Annotated in this window: 12 protein-coding genes; 3 read left to right on the top strand and 9 right to left on the bottom strand. The window is 71.0% G+C overall.

Annotated elements, in window-relative coordinates:
* Positions 1-7 precede the first annotated feature (7 nt).
* From ACZ7G1_RS30625 to ACZ7G1_RS30615, 3 genes are all read right to left on the bottom strand, one after another.
* Positions 8-316, bottom strand: a complete 309-nt coding sequence (locus ACZ7G1_RS30625) for a hypothetical protein (protein WP_470878906.1) — start codon at positions 314-316, stop codon at positions 8-10.
* Positions 317-440: 124 nt separating this feature from the next.
* On the bottom strand, positions 441-938 hold the full coding sequence (locus tag ACZ7G1_RS30620) for a hypothetical protein (protein WP_470878904.1): 498 nt from the start codon (positions 936-938) through the stop codon (positions 441-443).
* Positions 939-1,144: 206 nt separating this feature from the next.
* Entirely contained in the window at positions 1,145-1,888 is a 744-nt protein-coding gene (locus tag ACZ7G1_RS30615) for a class I SAM-dependent methyltransferase (RefSeq protein WP_470878902.1), read from the bottom strand.
* A gap of 180 nt (positions 1,889-2,068) precedes the next feature.
* On the opposite strand from ACZ7G1_RS30615, the gene ACZ7G1_RS30610 reads away from it, so the two are divergent.
* Genes ACZ7G1_RS30610 through fxsT form a run of 3 tightly spaced genes read left to right on the top strand, consistent with a single transcriptional unit; the run spans position 2,069 to position 6,389 of the window.
* Entirely contained in the window at positions 2,069-2,992 is a 924-nt protein-coding gene (locus ACZ7G1_RS30610) for a hypothetical protein (RefSeq protein ID WP_470878901.1), read from the top strand.
* Between the two features lie 39 nt (positions 2,993-3,031).
* Entirely contained in the window at positions 3,032-3,442 is a 411-nt protein-coding gene (locus ACZ7G1_RS30605) for a trypco2 family protein (RefSeq protein ID WP_470878899.1), read from the top strand.
* A 1-nt stretch (position 3,443) separates the two neighbouring features.
* Positions 3,444-6,389, top strand: a complete 2,946-nt coding sequence (gene fxsT / locus ACZ7G1_RS30600; protein ID WP_470878897.1) for an FxSxx-COOH system tetratricopeptide repeat protein — start codon at positions 3,444-3,446, stop codon at positions 6,387-6,389.
* Here fxsT and ACZ7G1_RS30595 read toward each other — a convergent pair.
* From ACZ7G1_RS30595 to ACZ7G1_RS30570, 6 genes are read right to left on the bottom strand one after another with little or no spacing between them, the layout of a single operon-like run.
* Positions 6,358-10,062 (bottom strand): amino acid adenylation domain-containing protein, encoded by a 3,705-nt coding sequence (locus ACZ7G1_RS30595; RefSeq protein WP_470878896.1) that lies wholly within the window; start codon positions 10,060-10,062, stop codon positions 6,358-6,360. The two genes, fxsT and ACZ7G1_RS30595, sit on opposite strands and share 32 nt — an antisense overlap.
* Before the next feature lie 46 nt (positions 10,063-10,108).
* Entirely contained in the window at positions 10,109-10,792 is a 684-nt protein-coding gene (locus ACZ7G1_RS30590) for a maleylpyruvate isomerase family mycothiol-dependent enzyme (protein ID WP_470878894.1), read from the bottom strand.
* A 15-nt stretch (positions 10,793-10,807) separates the two neighbouring features.
* Positions 10,808-12,202 (bottom strand): adenosylhomocysteinase, encoded by a 1,395-nt coding sequence (gene ahcY / locus ACZ7G1_RS30585; RefSeq protein ID WP_470878893.1) that lies wholly within the window; start codon positions 12,200-12,202, stop codon positions 10,808-10,810.
* Positions 12,195-13,058 (bottom strand): methylenetetrahydrofolate reductase [NAD(P)H], encoded by an 864-nt coding sequence (gene metF, locus ACZ7G1_RS30580; protein WP_470878891.1) that lies wholly within the window; start codon positions 13,056-13,058, stop codon positions 12,195-12,197. Before metF ends, ahcY begins: the two co-directional genes overlap by 8 nt.
* A complete protein-coding gene (metH, locus tag ACZ7G1_RS30575) occupies positions 13,055-16,513 on the bottom strand; it encodes a methionine synthase (protein WP_470878889.1) in 3,459 nt (1,152 codons plus the stop codon). The genes metF and metH overlap by 4 nt, the downstream gene beginning before the upstream one ends.
* Positions 16,510-17,493 (bottom strand): carbohydrate kinase family protein, encoded by a 984-nt coding sequence (locus ACZ7G1_RS30570; protein WP_470878887.1) that lies wholly within the window; start codon positions 17,491-17,493, stop codon positions 16,510-16,512. The genes metH and ACZ7G1_RS30570 overlap by 4 nt, the downstream gene beginning before the upstream one ends.
* Positions 17,494-17,495 lie beyond the last annotated feature (2 nt).

Genomic DNA, 17,495 nt, shown 5'->3' with positions numbered 1-17,495 from the left:
AGCATTTTCAGCCGCCGCTCGCCACCGCCTCCGTGACCACATTCACGGCCTCCATCACCTTCGGGATCACCGGCGGCATCCCCGTCCGCTCGAAGAACGGCCTCGCCAGATCCACGAACGCCCTGAAGTCCTGCTCCGTCTCGAAGAAGTCCACGATCCGCCACCCCCCTGTCCCGTCCGGACCCGCCGCATGCGCGATGAACCCCTTCGGCGGAAACCACGACGCCCCCTGGATCAGCTCCGTCGTCCTCTCGTACAGCTCCTGATCCACCCCAGGAACCTCCAACGTGACGACGACACCCTTCCGCATCTCCATCCACCCTCACCTGCTCCTGTACTCGAAACGGGACACCCCGGTCCCCCTCAGCACAGCAGCCACCCCCCACCCCCGCACAACGACCGCCCCCGAACGAGCGACCACCCCGGAGAGGGGCCCTACCTCAGGACTGCCCGACGCTCATCGCCCACGTCACCGAAGACGGCCCCTCCACCTGCACATACGCATCCGCCTTGTCCTCCGTCACATCGATCCGGTTGTAAACGGAGCTCACCCCGGCCCCTCCGCACTTCACCGGGAACTCGAACCCCCGCACATCCAGCGAGACCTTCACGCTCCCCTCCCCCTCACAAGCCACCACGATCCCCACGCCCCCCTTACGCACGCCCCCCTTGAGCGGCACCGCCCGACTCCCCTTCACCCCCGCCACCTCAGCGATCACCACCCCCTCCCCCAACTTCGGCGCCACCTCAACCGACCCCTCGGCCGGGGCACTCGCCCTCACAGCCTTCGCCGACGCCGACGCCGACGCCGTCCCGGACGGCTTTTCGGCCTTCCCGGAGCCACTCCCCTCCCCGGCCGAACACCCCCCAGCCACCAACACCACGGCCGCCGCGCACCCAGCCGCCACCAACACCCGTCCCCTGAAACCCCTACGCATCACAATTCCCCCTACCAACAAACGCCTGGTCAGCGCGAGTGAGGGGAATCTATCCCGCCACCCCCACAGCACAAGAGGAAGCCCAATTCCCTGAGCATCATCTGAGCTTGACCAGAAGGCGAGCCTGACGCCAAGCGGGCCGTACGCATCATCAGCACGTCCTCGCCGCGCAGGCGGCGATCTTCCTGAGGCCCTGGCCGGCGGCTTCAGGCGCCGGGGGTGCGATCGGCCCGGTCTCCCCGGACACACCTCACCAACAGCGTCCCCGTACGCCGACCCCCGGGGGGCGCGGCCACCACGGACACGGTCACGTCCGTGAAGCCCTGCTCCGTGAGCATGCGCGTCCACGTGTCGGAGGCGTAGTCCCAGCGCTTGACGATGGCCGGGTCTTCGTCCGGCCCGCGCGGGATGTACGAGGCCTGGCAGCCGTAACAGCCTTCGACTGGGGGCCGTTGGGAGAAGGCGAACACTCCGCCTGGCTTAAGCGCCGCTTGGACGGCAGGTAGGAGCAGGTCCGGGTCGGTGAACCAGGCCGCGCCGAAGACGCTGTAGATCGCGTCGAAGGGTGGGGGCGAGTCGGTGAGGTAGGTGAGGGCGTCGGCTTGGTGGAGGGTGAGTCCATCCGCGTCCGGCCAGTAGTCGTGGGCCTTGGCGAGCTGCTTCGCGGAGAGGTCGATGCCGACCGACTGCACGCCGAGCGTCGCGAGGTGGGCGGCGTTGCCGCCGGAGCCGCAGCCGAGGTCGAGGGTGCGGCTGCCCGGGGTGAGGGCGAGGAGGTCGGCGCCTGGGCCGTGGTCGGGGTATTGGGTCCAGTTGAACCAGGTCGTTTCGCCCTTGGCGTTGGTGGTTCGGCGACGCTGGGGCTGGCGGTGCGCGTATGCGTCCCAGGCGGTGCTGCGGGGGTCGGTCACGGCCTGTCCGTTCTTCCGTTCGGCGAACTTCCGGTTCATCCACAGAAGTTGTCGCACCGACGGGGGCTGTGCGCACAGCCCGTCACTCGTACGGGGGGACTTGGGGTGGTGTGTCCGTGTGGGTGGGGTTCGGGCGGTACGTTCGCGCAAAACGGCCCTCGTCGGTGGTTCGCACCCACCGGCGAGGGCCTGAACCACTAGTGGAACAAGGACTCCACCGTGATCTACCGGCACTTTAGCTCGCCTACTCGTGGCTTCAGCCAGTTCTCGCACGACATCATTCGGCATCCTCGGTTGAGTTCCGACGCGATGCGGCTGCTGACCTGGCAGCTTTCGCTGCCGCAGGGGGCGAAGGAGTCGTTGTCGCGTACCGCGGAACGTGCCCGGATCGGGGCATGTGCGTTTCAGCGGGCGAAGCGGCAGTTGAAGGATGAGGGGTACGTGCATGAGAGGCGTGTGCAGGGCGGTGGGGGGCTGTGGGTCACCGAACAGCTGGTGTCGAGTGTGCCGTTGACTGGCGAGCAGGCCGCGAAGATCTTTGCGCGTACGCCCGCGTCCGCCACCTGCGGGGAAGTCGTGTCGCCGCAGGTCGGACCGAGTGGTGGGAATCCGGCGGTCGGTGAGCCGACGGGTCGGTCGACCGGCGGTCATCCAAAGAAAGACACCGGGGGAAACAACTCCAACCTTCCGGGCGGTGAGCCCGTTCCCGCTCCCGCACCCGACAGTCCGCATCTCGAGACCGCGCGCGCGGCCGTCGGCGTGCTGCATCTGCTGTCCGATGCGCTGCGGAACATCCCGCCCGGGATGCGGGAGGAGCTGGCCCGGCTCGCGGCGCGGTGGTTGGACGCCGGGTATACGGCGGCTGAGGTGCATGAGTACGTCCTGCGGGGGCTGCCGGGGGCGGGGACGCCGGTGCAGCGGCCGGGTGGGTTGGTGAGGTTCCTGTTGCGGGAGGTGCCGCCGCGGAGTCTGGAGGTTGGGCGCGGGGGCGTACCGGAGAAGGCGGCGGGGCTTTCGGTGCGGTTGAGGGGGGCGAGGGAGTGTGCGGGGGTGGGGCATACGCAGCCGATGTTGTTCAGGGGGGAGGAGGGGGAGACGTTGTGTGGTGAGTGCAGGCGGGAGGGGGTGGGTGCCGGGGGGTAACGGCTGCGGTGGGGTGAGGGGTTGGGTCACACTTGGACCATGGACAACGGGATATCGCTCGCGGAGGCCCTTCGAGAGCTGCGGCAGGAGTTGTACGCGGCGCAGGCCGAGGGGGCTCGGGAGCAGTTCCGGTTCGAGGTGGAGCAGGCGGAGCTGACGGTTGAGGTGGAGTTCCGGCGGGACGGCGACGGCAAGGTGAAGGTCGATGTCGGGGCGTTCGGGGCCAAGGTGGGGGGCGAGGGCGGGGGTTCGCGGGGCAGTACGCAGCGGCAGACGCTGACGTTGACGCTTCAGGTGCGGGACGAGGCTTTGGGTGGGGAGAGGGCGCGGATTCGGCGTGGTGCGGGAGGGCTGGGGTCCTCCGGTGACGTCGACGCGCGGGGCGCCGGCGAGGCCGGGGCCGAGGGCTCGGGTGAGGGCGCGCGGCTGCGGCCGTGGGAAGAGGCCTGAGGTGGACCCTCGGCGGTTGGTGTGGGTCAGGACCGGGGGGCCTGAGGGGTCGGGGTCCGGGTATCTCGTGGGGCCTCGGCTGGTGCTGACCGCGCTGCATGTGGTGCTGGACCGGGCGCGGGGGCGGTGGGCCGGGCGGGTCGGCGTACGGGTGGGGCATCCGCGTTTCGGGGAGTTGGCGGAGCGCGGGGCGCGGGTGTGCTGGCCGGACCCGTTGGACGGGGTGCCGGCCGAGGACGCCCTCGACATCGCGCTGGTGTGGCTCGACGCGCCCGTGGAGGCGGGTGACGGGCCGGTGCGGTGGGGGCGGCCGGGTGGGACGGCGCGGATTCCGTTCACGGGGGCGGGGTTTCCGGCGTTCGCGGCGGACGCGGGGAGTGAGGCGCAGTTCGAGGACCTGCACGGCGAGCTGTCGGTGGTGTCGACGTCGTCGAGTGGGTGGGTGCTCGATTGTCCGGTGTGGCCCGCGCCGCGTCGTGACCGTGAGCGGCCGTGGTCCGGCGCCTCCGGTTCGGCGATCTTCTGTCACGGGCGGCTCGTCGGGGTCGCGGTCGAGGACGACCGCGCCATGGACTGGCGGCGCCTGCATGCCGCGCCCCTGCATGAGGCTCTGGCGCATCCGGGTTTCGCCGCGCTGGTCGCCCGGCACGGGCATCCGGGGACGACGGCTGATCTGGAGGACGTGAGCGGCGCGCGTGGGGCGGGCATGCCGAGCGCGGCGGACGCCGCGAGGGTGCCGGAGGCCGGGGCGGTGTCGTGGCCCGTGGAGGTGGGGCCCGTACCCGCGCTGGCGTCGGCGTTCCAGGCGCGGGGGGCGTTGCGGGAGCGCATCGAGGCCGCGCGGCGGGGCGGGGATGGGGTGGTGCTCACGCAGGTGTTGTCGGGTGGGGGTGGGTTCGGGAAGACACAGTTGGCGGCGGCGTGCGCGACGGACGCGCTGGCGCAGGGGGTCGACCTGGTGGTGTGGGCGTCGGCGACCGAGGCGCAGCAGGTGATCACCCAGTACGCGCAGGCCGCCGCCGACCTGCGGCTTCCGGGCGTGACGGGGCAGGACCCGGAGGCCGACGCGCGGGCGTTGCTGCGGTGGCTGGCCACGACGTCACGGCGTTGGCTGGTCGTGCTCGACGACATCACCCATCCGACGGAGCTGGGCGCCTGGTGGCCGGCGAGCCGTACGGGTACGGGGTGGGTCCTGGCCACGACCCGGCTGAACGACGCGCGGCTCACCGGCGGGCGCCGGACCCGTATCGACATCGACGTGTACTCGCCGGCCGAAGCCGAGGCGTACCTGCGGGAGCGGCTCGGCGGTGACGGCATGGGCCACCTCCTGGACGTGCGCGCCCCCCGCCTGGCCGAGGCGCTCGGGCACCTTCCGCTGGCGCTGGGTCTCGCGGCCGCGCACATGATCAACGAGGAGCTGACCTGCGCGGCGTACCTGGGGCGGTTCGCCGACCGGCGGACGCGGCTGGCGGAGGCGCTGCCGGAGACGGCGGACACGGAGGGGTACGGGCGGCAGATCACGGTCGCGCTGCTGCTGTCGCTGGAGGCTGCGCGGGCGGCGGACACGACGGGGCTGGCGGTGGCGGCCCTGCGGTTGGTGGCGTTGCTGGATCCGGCGGGGCATCCCCACAGCCTGTGGACGACCGATCCGCTGCTGGACTTCCTCGCCATGCACCGGCCGGAACCGTGGGTCACCGAGGACGAGGCGCACACGGTGCTGCGGCTGCTGCACCGGTACGCCCTGATCACGTGCGACACCCGCAGCGAGCCGCGCGCGATCCGCATCCACGCGCTCACCGCGCGCGCGGTGCGCGAGAACACGCCGGAGGCGGAGGTGGGGCTGCTCGCGCTCACCGCGGCTGAGGCCCTGCTCCGCATATGGCCCGAGGCCGACGAACCCCATCGGGAGCTCGCCGCGGCCTTGCGTGCCAGCGCCGACACGCTGGCCGAGCATGCTCAGGACCGGCTCTGGGAACTCAAGGGGCACTCGGTGCTGTACCGAGCCGTCCGAAGCCTGCAGGCGGCGGGGCTGGTGACCGCCGCCATCGCTCAGGCTCAGCGCCTGATCACCACGTCCGAGAGGCTGCTGGACGACGGCCACGCGGACGCCTTCACCGCCCGGTCCCAACTCACCGCCTGCTATTGGCAGGCGGGCCGCTTCATCGAAGCAATCGAGGGCGAGGAGAGGGTGCTGGCCGATGCCGAGCGGCTCTTGGGCGACGACCATCCCAACACGCTTCTCGCCCGCAGCAACCTCGCCACCTTCTATCAGCAGGCCGGCCGCACCGACGAGGCCATCGCGCTCAGGGAGCGGGCAAGGGACGACGCCGAACGGCTCCTGGGCGAGGACCACCAGGCCACCCTCACCGCCCACGGAAACCTCGCCACCTCCTACATGCACGCGGGCCTCATCGACGAGGCCATCCGGATCGAGGAGTGGGTGCTCGTCGAAACCGAGCGGCAGCTGGGCGACGACCATCCCCAGACGCTCGCCGCCCGCGCCAACCTCGCCAGCTCCTACTGGCTGGCGGACCGCACGGATGAGGCCATCGCGCTGCGAGAACGGGTGAGGGCCGATTCCGAGCGGCTCCTCGGCGACGATCACCCCAACACGCTCCTCGCCCGCAGCAACCTCGCCAGCTCCTACCAGCAGGCGGGACGCGTCGACGAGGCCATCGCGCTCCGAGAGGAGGTACTGGGCGACTTCAACCGGGTACTGGGCGACGACCACCCCGAAACCCTCACCGCCCGAGTCAACCTCTCCACCTCCTACTGGAAGGCCGGGCGCGTCGGTGAGGCGATCCGCATGCTGCGGGCGGCGCTGCCCGACTGCGAGCGGGTCCTGGGCGCCGAGCACCCCAACACCGTCCACGTCCGCGAGGGCCTCGACTTCATACTGAGCCACCTGGCCCGCACTACACCCCCAGCCGATACCGGATCTTCTTGACCAGCTCCCTCAGATCCGGCTGGCGCAGCAGGCTGTAGTGGTCGGCGTCGAGGTCGACGACGGTCGGGGGGCGGGTCGACCAGGCCGCCGTGTCGGTGGTGTTCTCCAGGAAGGAGTAGTCGTCGCCCTGGGCCTTGAAGATCGTCACGGGGCAGGAGACCTGGCGTTCGGTCAGTTCGCGGAAGGTGTAGGTGAACTCGAAGGTCTCTTCGACGATGGCGACGATGCGGGAGATGAGGTCGGGGTCGAGGGCGGGGAAGTGCTCGGCGACGACGGAGACGAAGGTGGCGCGGTCGGGGGCCTTGACCGAGTCGTCGATGAGGCCGGCGAAGACGGAGTAGAGGATCGTCACGAAGGCGGGGTTGTCGTAGGAGGCCCCGCCCGTCTCGGAGGAGCGGACTTTCGGGGAGCCGGGGGCGATGAGGAAGAGGTGGTCGACCTGTTCGCCGGCGGCTTCGAGGAGGTGGGCGGATTCGAAGGCGACGCGGGCGCCGAAGGAGTAGCCCCAGAGGGTGTAGGGGCCGGTGGGCTGGCGGCGGCGGATGGCGGCGACGTCGGCGGCGGCCATGTCGCGGATGGTGGAGTAGGGGGCTTCGCCGCGGTTGATGCCGTGGGCCTGGACGCCGTAGAAGGGGCGGTCGATGCCGATCTCCTCGGCGAGGTGGCGCAGGTTCATCGTGTAGCCGCCGAGGCCGGGCCAGCAGTAGACGGGTGACTGCGCGCCGGCGGCGTGGAGGCGGACCAGGCGGGAGGCGGGGGTCGCGGCGGCGCCGTCGAGCTGGTGGGCGAGCTTCTCGATCGTCGGGCGTTCGAAGAGGATCTGAAGGGGCAGCGAGGCCGCGAACTCCCGGTTGATACGGGTGACGAGGGCGACGGCGATCAGGGAGTTGCCGCCGGACTCGAAGAAGTCGTCGAGGACGGAGACCGCGTCGACCTGCTCGTACTTGAGGGCCGCCGCCCAGATCTCCGCGAGCCTGCCCTCCGTACGGGTGCGGGGCAGGACGTGGGGGCGGCCGTGCAGGCCGGCGTTGACGACGGCCAGGTCGGCGAGGGCCTTCGTGTCCACCTTGCCGTTCGCGGACAGAGGCAGCCGGTCGAGGACCACGACCCGGTTGGGGATCATGTAGTCCGGCAGGTGGTGGACGAGGTCGTCGCGGATCATCTCCGCCGGGCCCTTCATGTGGACCGTGTCCTCGTACATCCCCTCGCTCAGCCGCTGCTCCTCGCTGACCCGGCCGCCGACGAAGAAGTACGAGGGACCGGTCGGCCGCCCCGCCGCCGCCAGGATCTCGTCCACGCGCCGCGCGGCGGGGAGGGGACTGCCGGACTTCGAGCTGTAGCCGGAGGACATGAATCCGAGTCCGTGGCCGCCAAGTTGGAGGCGCTGGAGGGCGCGGCCGAGGTCGACGTACGCGCGGCCGGCGTCCGCCGTGCGGCTCACGACGGTGATGCCGAGCGAGGCCCGCTCGTACACCGCCTGGTTGATCGCGATGACGTGCTTCTTCTCGACGAGGGAGGGGGAGAAGGCGGCCAGGGTGCCGTCCGCGTAGGCGTACTGGGCTTCCGGGAGTCCGGGGACGCGGTCGCCGTGGGTCTGGACGTAGACGTCGACCTCGGGGTCGGTCCGCGCCCTCGTCTCCTCGTCGTACGGGACCACTTCCCAGCGCGCTTCCGCACACGGCCTGATGTCGAGGCCGTAACCGGGCAGGATCTCCTCGAAGAGGCCGACCATGTGGCCGGTCTCGATCTCCAGGACCTCCTGGATGTTGTTCTTGTAGACCGGTTCGATGGCGGACCGCTTGCCGCGGAAGCGGAACCGGAGGGACGGTTCGCCGGCGTCCGGCAGCGGATCGGTCAGGTACAGGCGGTGGCGGACCGGGTGGTAGTAGTACGTGCCCGGGTCGAGGCCCGCGATCCCGCGCGCCTCGACGTACAGCTGTGTCGCGTACAGCGCGCCCGGGGAGGCGTAGCCGTACTTCGGGAGGAGCCGTTCCTCGCTGGTGAACTGGCCGAACCAGCGGAGGAGTTCACCGAGGTCACCGGAGGTGAGGCTCGCGACCGTGCGCGATCCGATGCCCTCGGGGCGGCGGGCGAGCGCCGCGAGGACGTCGGCGCGGGTGACCTCGCCGCCCTCGTAGAAGCGGTAGGTCTTGCGGGCGAAGACCGTACGGCGCATGCGGGCGGTGGGGGTCGCGCCGGGGAGCTGGACCACCGGGCAGCCCGCGAGCTCGGCGTCCTCGCGGGTGCCGGCGTTGGAGAGCTGGGCCTTGACCTGGAGTTTCGACTCCTTGGACTGGTGATGGGCGCCGTGGTTGCCCTGGTCCATCAGGGCGGCTTCCTTCGGTGACAGCTCCACGCAGGCGACGAGGTTCTGGAAACCGGTGCGGGGTTCGTTCTTGACGATCACCGCGGCGTTCTTCACCCAGTCGTGGTTCTCGATGGCCAGCGCGATCTCGTCGAGCTCGACGCGGAAGCCGCGCAGTTTGATCTGGTTGTCCGCCCGGCCGGCGAACTGGACGGTTCCGTCGTCGTTCCGGTGCGCCAAGTCGCCGGTGCGGTAGAGGCGTTCGCCGGACTCGGTGGTGATGAAACGGTCCGCCGTGAGGTCGGGGCGGCCGAGGTAACCGCGGGCGACCTGGATGCCGCCGACGCAGAGTTCGCCGTCGCGGATGTGGAAGGTGGTGCCGTGGGCGGGGCGGCCTATGGGGACGGCCGTCGAGGTGGCCGGATCGGTGGCCAGGGTGGCGCGTTCGACCGTGTGGGAGGAGGCGTTGATCGTGCACTCGGTCGGGCCGTAGAGGTTGACCAGATCCGCGGCGGGGAGCTCGGCGAGGAGCTGCGCGGCGAGGTTCCGGGAGAGGATCTCGCCGCCGGAGTAGACCCGCCGGAGGGTGGTGCAGCTGTTCAGGCGCTCCGTGTCCACGAGGGCCTGAAGGAGGGTGGGGACGCCCTGGAGCATCGTCGCGCCGTGCGCGCGGACCGTGTCTATGAGGCGCTCGGGGTCCCGGTAGACCCCCGGCGGCCCCACCGCCACATGCGCCCCGACGGCCGGCGCGAGGATCTCCCACTGCGCGGCGTCGAAGCTCATGGGCGTCTTCTGCAGGACGGTCGCGCCCGGCCCGAGCCGGTGCTCCTCCGCCATCCAGCGCATCTGGGAGGCGATGGAGCGGTGCTCGACCATGACGCCCTTGGGCTTGCCGGTGGAGCCGGAGGTGTAGATGACGTAGGCGAGGTGGTGGGGGGCGGGGTGGTCTGCCGGAGGGTCTGCCGGGGGGTCCGTGTCGTCGCCGTCGAGGGTGATGACGGTGGTGCCCGGTGGTGCCAGGGCCGTTGTGCGGTCGCGGAGGTCTTCCTGGGTGAGGACGATGCGGGTGCCGCTGTCCTCGATCATGTAGCGGACCCGTTCCTCCGGGTACTCGGGCGAGAGGGGTACGTAGGCCGCGCCGGCCGTGAGGACGCCCCAGGTCGCGACCACCAGTTCCAGGGACGGGTCCGTGTGGATGCCGATGCGGGTGTCGGCGGTGGCGCCCAGGGCGCGGAGGCGGGCGGCGAGGGTCGCGGCCCGTCTCTCCAGCTGCTCGAAGGTGAGGGTGCGGTCCTCGTAGGTGACGGCGGGGGCGGTGGGGCGGCGCCGGGCCTCGGTGTGGAGGAGCCGGGTGAGGGTGGTGGGCATGGGCGTTCCCTTCTTCGCGGCCCGGACGCGGCTCAGCGGCAGCGGCTCAGCGGTAGATGAGGAGTTCGGATTCGGTGGCGCCCGTCAGGTGGTAGAGGGTGCGGACGAGGGGGCGGCCGGAGTAGAGGCGGATGAGGGTGGGGGCGTCGCCGTGGAAGTGGGCGGGGGGACGGCCGGGGAGGGGGTTGCCGAGGGAGAGGGGGGTGGGGCGGCCGGGGAGGGTGCCGAGGAGGTGGGGGGTGTCGCGGCGGCGGCTGGTGGTGGTGAGGAGGGGGAGGGCGAGGTCGAGGGCGGGGCCGCAGTAGGCGCCGGGTTCGCCGAGGGCTTCGCGGACGTCGCCGGCGTGGACCCATTCGCCGAGGGCGACGGCGTCGAGGCGGCCGTCGTCGTGGGAGGCGATGACGGGGCCGGCTTCGGTGAGGCCGCGTTCGAGTTCGTCGAGGACGCGGTGGAGGGGCCAGTCCTCGCGTTCGGCGACGTCGGAGGCGTTGGCCTCGGGGAGGAAGACGCCTTCTTCGAGGCGGTTCTCGACGATGCGGACGAGGGCGGCGGCGCAGTGGGCGAGGACCTGGCGGGTGGTCCAGCCGGGGCAGGCGGTGCGGAGCGCGTACGCCTCTTCGGGGGTGCGGCGCAGGAGCGGCATGAGGAGGTCCCGTTCCGTGGTGAGGAGACGGTCGGGGAGCCAGGGGTCACGCGCGTCCTCCTGCGGGCACGGGCAGTCGGTACACATGCGGGCTTCAGGTCCTCAGTAGCGGTAGTGGTCCGGCTTGTACGGGCCTTCGACGGGGACGCCGATGTAGGCGGCCTGTTCGGGGCGGAGGGTGGTGAGGCGGACGCCGAGGGCGTCGAGGTGGAGGCGGGCGACCTTCTCGTCGAGGTGCTTGGGGAGGGTGTACACGTCGACGGGGTACTCCTCCGGCTTGGTGAAGAGCTCGATCTGGGCGAGGGTCTGGTCGGCGAAGGAGTTCGACATGACGAAGGAGGGGTGGCCGGTCGCGTTGCCGAGGTTGAGGAGGCGGCCTTCGGAGAGGACGATGACGACCTTGCCGTCCTCGAAGGTCCAGGTGTGGACCTGCGGCTTGACCTCGTCCTTGACGATGCCGGGGGTCTTGGCGAGGCCGGCCATGTCGATCTCGTTGTCGAAGTGGCCGATGTTGCCGACGATCGCCTGGTGCTTCATGCGGGCGATGTCGGACGCCAGGATGATGTCCTTGTTGCCGGTGGTGGTGATGAAGATGTCGGCGGTCTCGACGACGTCTTCCAGGGTGGTGACCTGGTAGCCGTCCATCGCGGCCTGGAGGGCGCAGATGGGGTCGATCTCGGTGACGATGACGCGGGCGCCCTGGCCGCGGAGGGACTCGGCCGAGCCCTTGCCGACGTCGCCGTAGCCGCAGACGACGGCGGTCTTGCCGCCGATGAGGACGTCGGTGGCGCGGTTGATGCCGTCGATGAGGGAGTGGCGGCAGCCGTACTTGTTGTCGAACTTCGACTTCGTGACGGCGTCGTTCACGTTGATGGCGGGGAAGAGGAGGGCGCCTTCGCGGTGCATCTCGTACAGGCGGTGGACGCCGGTGGTGGTCTCCTCGGTGACGCCGCGGATGCCGGCGGCGAGGGTGGACCAGTCGAGGGTGCTGTTCTCCAGGAGGGCGCGCATGACGGCGAGTTCCTCGTTGGAGGGCTCGGGCAGCTTGCCGGTCTTCTGGTGTTCGACGCCGAGGTGGACGAGGACGGTGGCGTCGCCGCCGTCGTCGAGGATCATGTTGGGGCCGTCGGCGCCGGGCCAGGTGAGGGCCTGCTCGGTGCACCACCAGTACTCCTCCAGGGTCTCGCCCTTCCAGGCGAAGACGGGGATGCCGGCGGCGGCGATGGCGGCGGCGGCGTGGTCCTGGGTGGAGTAGATGTTGCAGGAGACCCAGCGGACCTGGGCGCCGAGTGCGACGAGGGTCTCGATGAGGACGGCGGTCTGCACGGTCATGTGGAGCGAGCCGGTGATGCGGGCGCCGGCGAGGGGCTGGGCGGCGGCGTACTCGCGGCGGATCGACATCAGGCCGGGCATCTCGTACTCGGCCAGGGTGATCTCCTTGCGGCCGAAGGCGGCCAGCGAGAGGTCGGCGACCTTGAAGTCGGTGAAGTCAGACATGTGCTGCAACTCTCCTTGCGCTGAGGATGGTTCGGTGGATTTCCAGGGCCGCCGTCGACTTGTTGAGCGTGATGTAGTGCAGACCCGGCGCGCCTTCGTCGAGCAGTCGCAGGCTCATCCGCGTCGCGTACTCGACGCCGATGCGGTACGAGGCCGCCGGGTCGTCCTTGGCCGCTTCGAGGCGGTGGGCCAGGTCTTCGGGGAAGGCGGCGTCGCTGAGTTCGGCGAAGCGGCGGATCTGGCGGACGTCGGTGGCGGGCATGATCTCGGGGATGATCGGGGTGTCGCAGCCGGCGGCGGCGACGCGGTCCCGGAGCCGTAGGTAGTCCTCGGGGTCGAAGAACATCTGGGTGATGGCGTAGTCGGCGCCCGCGCGGCATTTGGCGACGAAGTGCGCGAGGTCGGCGGCCGGGTCCGCCGAGCGGGGGTGGCCTTCGGGGAAGGCGGCGACGCCGATGCGGAACTCGCCGAGGGAGCGGACGAGTTCGACGAGTTCGTGGGCGTGGGTGAAGCCGTCGGGGTGCGGTGTCCAGGGGCCGCGGGGGTCGCCGGGCGGGTCGCCGCGCAGGACGAGGACGTCACGGACGCCGGCGTCGGCGTAGGCGCCGATGATGGCGCGGAGTTCGGCGACGGAGTGGCCCACGGCCGTCAGGTGGGCGACGGGGCGGAGGGTGGTCTCCGTGACGATCCGCTTCGTGACATCGATGGTGCGGTCGCGGGAGGAGCCGCCGGCGCCGTACGTGACCGACACGAAGTCCGGTTTGAGGGCTTCGACGCGGCGGATGGCGTCCCACAGGGTCTGTTCGCCCTTGTCGGTCTTCGGCGGGAAGAACTCGAAGGAGAAGGTGGGGGTCACAGGCGTCGGCCTCCCGCGTTGAAGTAGCTCGCCTCCGGGTGGTGGACGATGATCGCGTCGGTCGACTGTTCGGGGTGGAGCTGGTACTCCTCCGAGAGCTCGACGCCGATCCGCTCGGGGCGGAGGAGGGCGGCGATCTTCGCCCGGTCCTCCAGGTCGGGGCAGGCGGGGTAGCCGAGGGAGTAGCGGCAGCCCTGGTACTCGGTGCGGAGCATGCCGTCGAGTGCGGCCGGGTCGGCGCCGGCGATGCCCCAGTCGGCGCGCACCCTGGCGTGCCAGTACTCGGCGAGCGCTTCGGCCAACTGGACGGAGAGGCCGTGGAGTTCGAGGTAGTCGCGGTAGGAGTCGGCGGCGAAGAGGCGGGCGGTCTCCTCGCCGATGCGGGAGCCGACGGTGACGACCTGGAGGGCGACGGCGTCGACCTCGCCGGAGTCCTCGGCGCGGTGGAAGTCGGCGAGGCAGAGGCGGCGGCCCCGCTGCTGGCGGGGGAAGGAGAAGCGGGTCCGCTCGCCTCCGTCCTCGTCCAGGACGATCAGGTCGTCGCCCTTGGACACACAGGGGAACCAGCCGTGGACGACGGCCGCCTCGACGAGGCCTTCGCGTTCGATGCGGTCGAGGAGCGCGCGGAGGCGCGGCCGGCCCTCGGTCTCGATCGTGGCGGCGCCCTTGAGGCCCCACTGGCCCTTGAAGAGGGCGGTCTCGTCGAGCCAGGGGGCGTACTCGGCGAGCGGGATGCCCTGGACGACCCGGGTCCCGAGGAAGGGGGGTTCGGGTACGGGGTTGTCGGCGGCGACGTCGGAGCGGCCGGCCGGTTCCGGCTCCCGTGTCTCCGCCCGCGGCGTCTCGCGCTTGGGCACGCGGCGCTGCTTGAGCGGCGGGAGTACGGCTCCGGGGACGCCTCGTTTGATGCCCATGAGGGCGTCCATGAGGCGGAGGCCTTCGAAGGCGTCGCGGGCGTAGCGGACCTCGCCCTGGTAGAGCTCGTGGAGGTCCTGTTCGACGTAGGCCCTGGTGAGGGCGGCGCCGCCGAGGATCACGGGGAAGCGTGCGGCGAGGCCGCGGCCGTTGAGCTCTTCCAGGTTCTCCTTCATGATCACGGTGGATTTCACGAGGAGGCCGGACATGCCGATGACGTCGGCGGAGTGCTGTTCGGCGGCTTCCAGGATGGCGGAGACCGGCTGCTTGATGCCGATGTTGACGACGTTGTAGCCGTTGTTGGAGAGGATGATGTCGACGAGGTTCTTGCCGATGTCGTGGACGTCGCCGCGGACGGTGGCGAGGACGATCGTGCCCTTTCCGTCGGCGTCCGACTTCTCCATGTGCGGCTCCAGGTGGGCCACCGCGGTCTTCATGACCTCGGCGGACTGGAGCACGAACGGCAGCTGCATCTGGCCGGAGCCGAAGAGCTCGCCGACGGTCTTCATGCCGTCGAGGAGGATCTCGTTGACGATCTCCAGGGCGGGCCTGGAGGTCAGGGCCTCGTCGAGGTCGGCTTCGAGACCGTTCTTCTCCCCGTCGATGATCCGGCGCTTGAGGCGCTCGCCGAGGGGCAGGGCGAGGAGTTCCTCGGCCTTGCCGGCCTTGAGGGACTTCGCCGTGGCGCCCTCGAACATCTCCAGGAAGCGCTGGAGCGGGTCGTAGCCCTCGGCGCGGCGGTCGTGGATCAGGTCGAGGGCGACCGCGACCTGCTCGGGTTCCAGGCGGGCGATCGGCAGGATCTTCGACGCGTGGACGATCGCCGAGTCGAGGCCGGCCTTGACGCACTCGTCGAGGAAGACGGAGTTGAGGACGATGCGGGCGGCCGGGTTGAGGCCGAAGGAGATGTTGGAGAGGCCCAGGGTCGTCTGGACGTCCGGGTGGCGGCGCTTGAGTTCGCGGATGGCCTCGATGGTGGCGATGCCGTCCTTGCGGGACTCCTCCTGACCGGTGCAGATGGTGAAGGTCAGGGTGTCGATGAGGATGTCCGACTCCCTGATCCCCCAGTTGCCGGTGAGGTCGGCGATGAGCCGCTCGGCGATGGCGACCTTGTGCTCGACGGTGCGGGCCTGGCCCTGCTCGTCGATCGTGAGGGCCATGAGGGCGGCGCCGTGCTCCCTGGCGAGGGTCGTGACCTGCGCGAACCTCGAATCCGGGCCGTCGCCGTCCTCGTAGTTGACCGAGTTGATGACGGCCCGGCCGCCGAGCTTCTCCAGACCGGCGCGCAGCACGTCGACCTCGGTGGAGTCGAGCACGATCGGCAGGGTGGAGGCGGTGGCGAAGCGGCCGGCCAGCTCCTTCATGTCGGCGGTGCCGTCCCGGCCGACGTAGTCGACGCACAGGTCGAGCATGTGCGCGCCTTCGCGGATCTGGTCGCGGGCCATCTCGACGCAGTCGTCCCAGCGGGCTTCGAGCATCGCCTCGCGGAACTTCTTCGAGCCGTTCGCGTTCGTCCGCTCGCCGATCGCCAGGTACGCGGTGTCCTGGCGGAACGGCACGTGGCTGTAGAGGGAGGAGGCGCCGGGCTCGGGCGCCGGGTGCCGGTCGAGGACGGCCGCGCCCCGCACCCGCTCGACGATCTCGCGCAGGTGCTCCGGGGTCGTACCGCAGCAGCCGCCGACCAGGGCGGGGCCGTACTCCCGGACGAACGCCTCCTGAGCGTCGGCGAGTTCGGCCGGCGACAGGGGGTAGTGGGCGCCGTCCGAGGTGAGGACGGGCAGGCCCGCGTTGGGCATGACGGAGATCGGGACGCGGGCGTGCCGGGACAGGTGGCGCAGGTGCTCGGCCATCTCGGCGGGGCCGGTGGCGCAGTTGAGGCCGATCATGTCGATGCCCAGCGGTTCGAGGGCGGTGAGGGCCGCGCCGATCTCGGAGCCGAGCAGCATGGTGCCGGTGGTCTCCACCGTGACCTGCACGATGACCGGGAGGTCGAGGCCGGTCCAGTCCAGGGCGCGGCGGGCGCCGATGACGGCCGCCTTCGTCTGGAGCAGGTCCTGCGAGGTCTCGATGAGGAGGGCGTCGGCACCGCCCCGGATGAGGCCCTCGGCGTTCTGCTGGAAGGCGTCGCGGAGGGGCTCGTACCTGACGTGGCCGAGGGTCGGGAGCTTGGTGCCGGGGCCCATGGAGCCGAGGACCCAGCGGGGGCGGCCGTCGGCGGCCGTGTGGGCGTCCGCCGTGGTGCGGGCGATCCGGGCGCCGGCCTCGGACAGCTCGTACACCTGGTTCTCGATGCCGTACTCGGCGAGCGCGGCGAGGTTGGCGCCGAAGGTGTTGGTCTCCACGCAGTCGACGCCGACGGAGAAGTAGGCGTCGTGGACGGAGGCGACGATGTCGGGGCGCGTGAGGTTGAGGATCTCGTTGCAGCCCTCCAGGTTCCTGAAGTCGTCCATCGTCGGGTCGGCGGCCTGGAGCATGGTGCCCATCGCCCCGTCGGCCACCACGACCCGCGTGGCGAACTCCTCCCGCAGGGAACGCCTCATGTCAGCCCCCTCAGATGGGTGACCAGGGTGGCCGTGCAGCCCACCCCGTACGTCGTCCTGATCCGGTCCAGGAGGGAGTCCCGGTGCAGCCGGTACTCCTGCGTCCCGACGTAGTCGAGGACGGTCGCCGCGACCGCGCAGCCCAGCTGTGCCGCGCACCGCTCGGGCACGCCCCACAGGGTCGCGGCGAGGAACCCGGACCGGAAGGCGTCGCCGACGCCGGTCGGGTCGACGACGGCGGGGACCTCCACCGCCGGTACGGCCAGCGGGTCGCGGCCCTCGCCCCGGACGCGTACGCCCGCCTCGCCGTGGGTGGTGACCCAGGTGGCGACCCGGCGCAGCACGTCGGCCTCCGTCCAGCCGGTCTTCTCCAGGAGGAGCGCCGTCTCGTACTCGTTGGTGAACAGGAACCTGGCCCCGTCCACCAGCTCCCGCACCTCTCCCCCGTCGAGCCGCGCCAGCTGCTGCGACGGATCGGCGGCGAAGGGGATGCCCAGGTCACGGCAGGTGCGGGTGTGCCGGAGCATGGCCTGGGGGTCGTCCGGGGAGACCAGGACCAGTTCCAGCCGGCCGGTGCGCGCGACGACCTCGCGGAGGTCGATCTCGCGCGCCTCGGCCATCGCCCCCGCGTAGAAGGTGGCGATCTGGTTCTGGGCCCGGTCGGTGGTACAGACGAAGCGGGCGGTGTGGAGCGACTCGCTGACGCGCACCGAGTCGGTGTCCACCCCGTGGTCCTTCAGCCACACCCGGTACGGCTCGAAGTCGGCGCCGACCGCGCCCACCAGTACGGGCCGCAGGCCGAGGACCCCGAGTCCGAAGGCGATGTTCGCTGCCACTCCGCCGCGCCTGACCTCCAGGTTGTCGGCGAGGAACGACAGGGAGACCCGGTCGAGCCGGTCGGCGAGCAGCTGCTCGCTGAACCAGCCGGGGAAGGTCATCAGATGGTCGGTCGCGATGGAACCCGTGACAGCGATGCGCATGG

The organism is Streptomyces sp. NPDC037273 (assembly GCF_055603625.1).
This window is presented reverse-complemented; position numbering and strand designations above follow the sequence as displayed.

Excerpts from the sequence above, each read along its gene's own strand:
- ACZ7G1_RS30570 (WP_470878887.1), bottom strand. The coding sequence starts at position 17,493 with ATGCGCATCGCTGTCACGGGTTCCATCGCGACCGACCATCTGATGACC.
- ACZ7G1_RS30625 (WP_470878906.1), bottom strand. The coding sequence starts at position 316 with ATGGAGATGCGGAAGGGTGTCGTCGTCACGTTGGAGGTTCCTGGGGTG.
- metH (WP_470878889.1), bottom strand. The coding sequence starts at position 16,513 with ATGAGGCGTTCCCTGCGGGAGGAGTTCGCCACGCGGGTCGTGGTGGCC.
- ACZ7G1_RS30595 (WP_470878896.1), bottom strand. The coding sequence starts at position 10,062 with ATGCCCACCACCCTCACCCGGCTCCTCCACACCGAGGCCCGGCGCCGC.
- ahcY (WP_470878893.1), bottom strand. The coding sequence starts at position 12,202 with ATGTCTGACTTCACCGACTTCAAGGTCGCCGACCTCTCGCTGGCCGCC.
- ACZ7G1_RS30620 (WP_470878904.1), bottom strand. The coding sequence starts at position 938 with ATGCGTAGGGGTTTCAGGGGACGGGTGTTGGTGGCGGCTGGGTGCGCG.
- ACZ7G1_RS30605 (WP_470878899.1), top strand. The coding sequence starts at position 3,032 with ATGGACAACGGGATATCGCTCGCGGAGGCCCTTCGAGAGCTGCGGCAG.
- ACZ7G1_RS30615 (WP_470878902.1), bottom strand. The coding sequence starts at position 1,888 with ATGAACCGGAAGTTCGCCGAACGGAAGAACGGACAGGCCGTGACCGAC.
- ACZ7G1_RS30590 (WP_470878894.1), bottom strand. The coding sequence starts at position 10,792 with ATGTGTACCGACTGCCCGTGCCCGCAGGAGGACGCGCGTGACCCCTGG.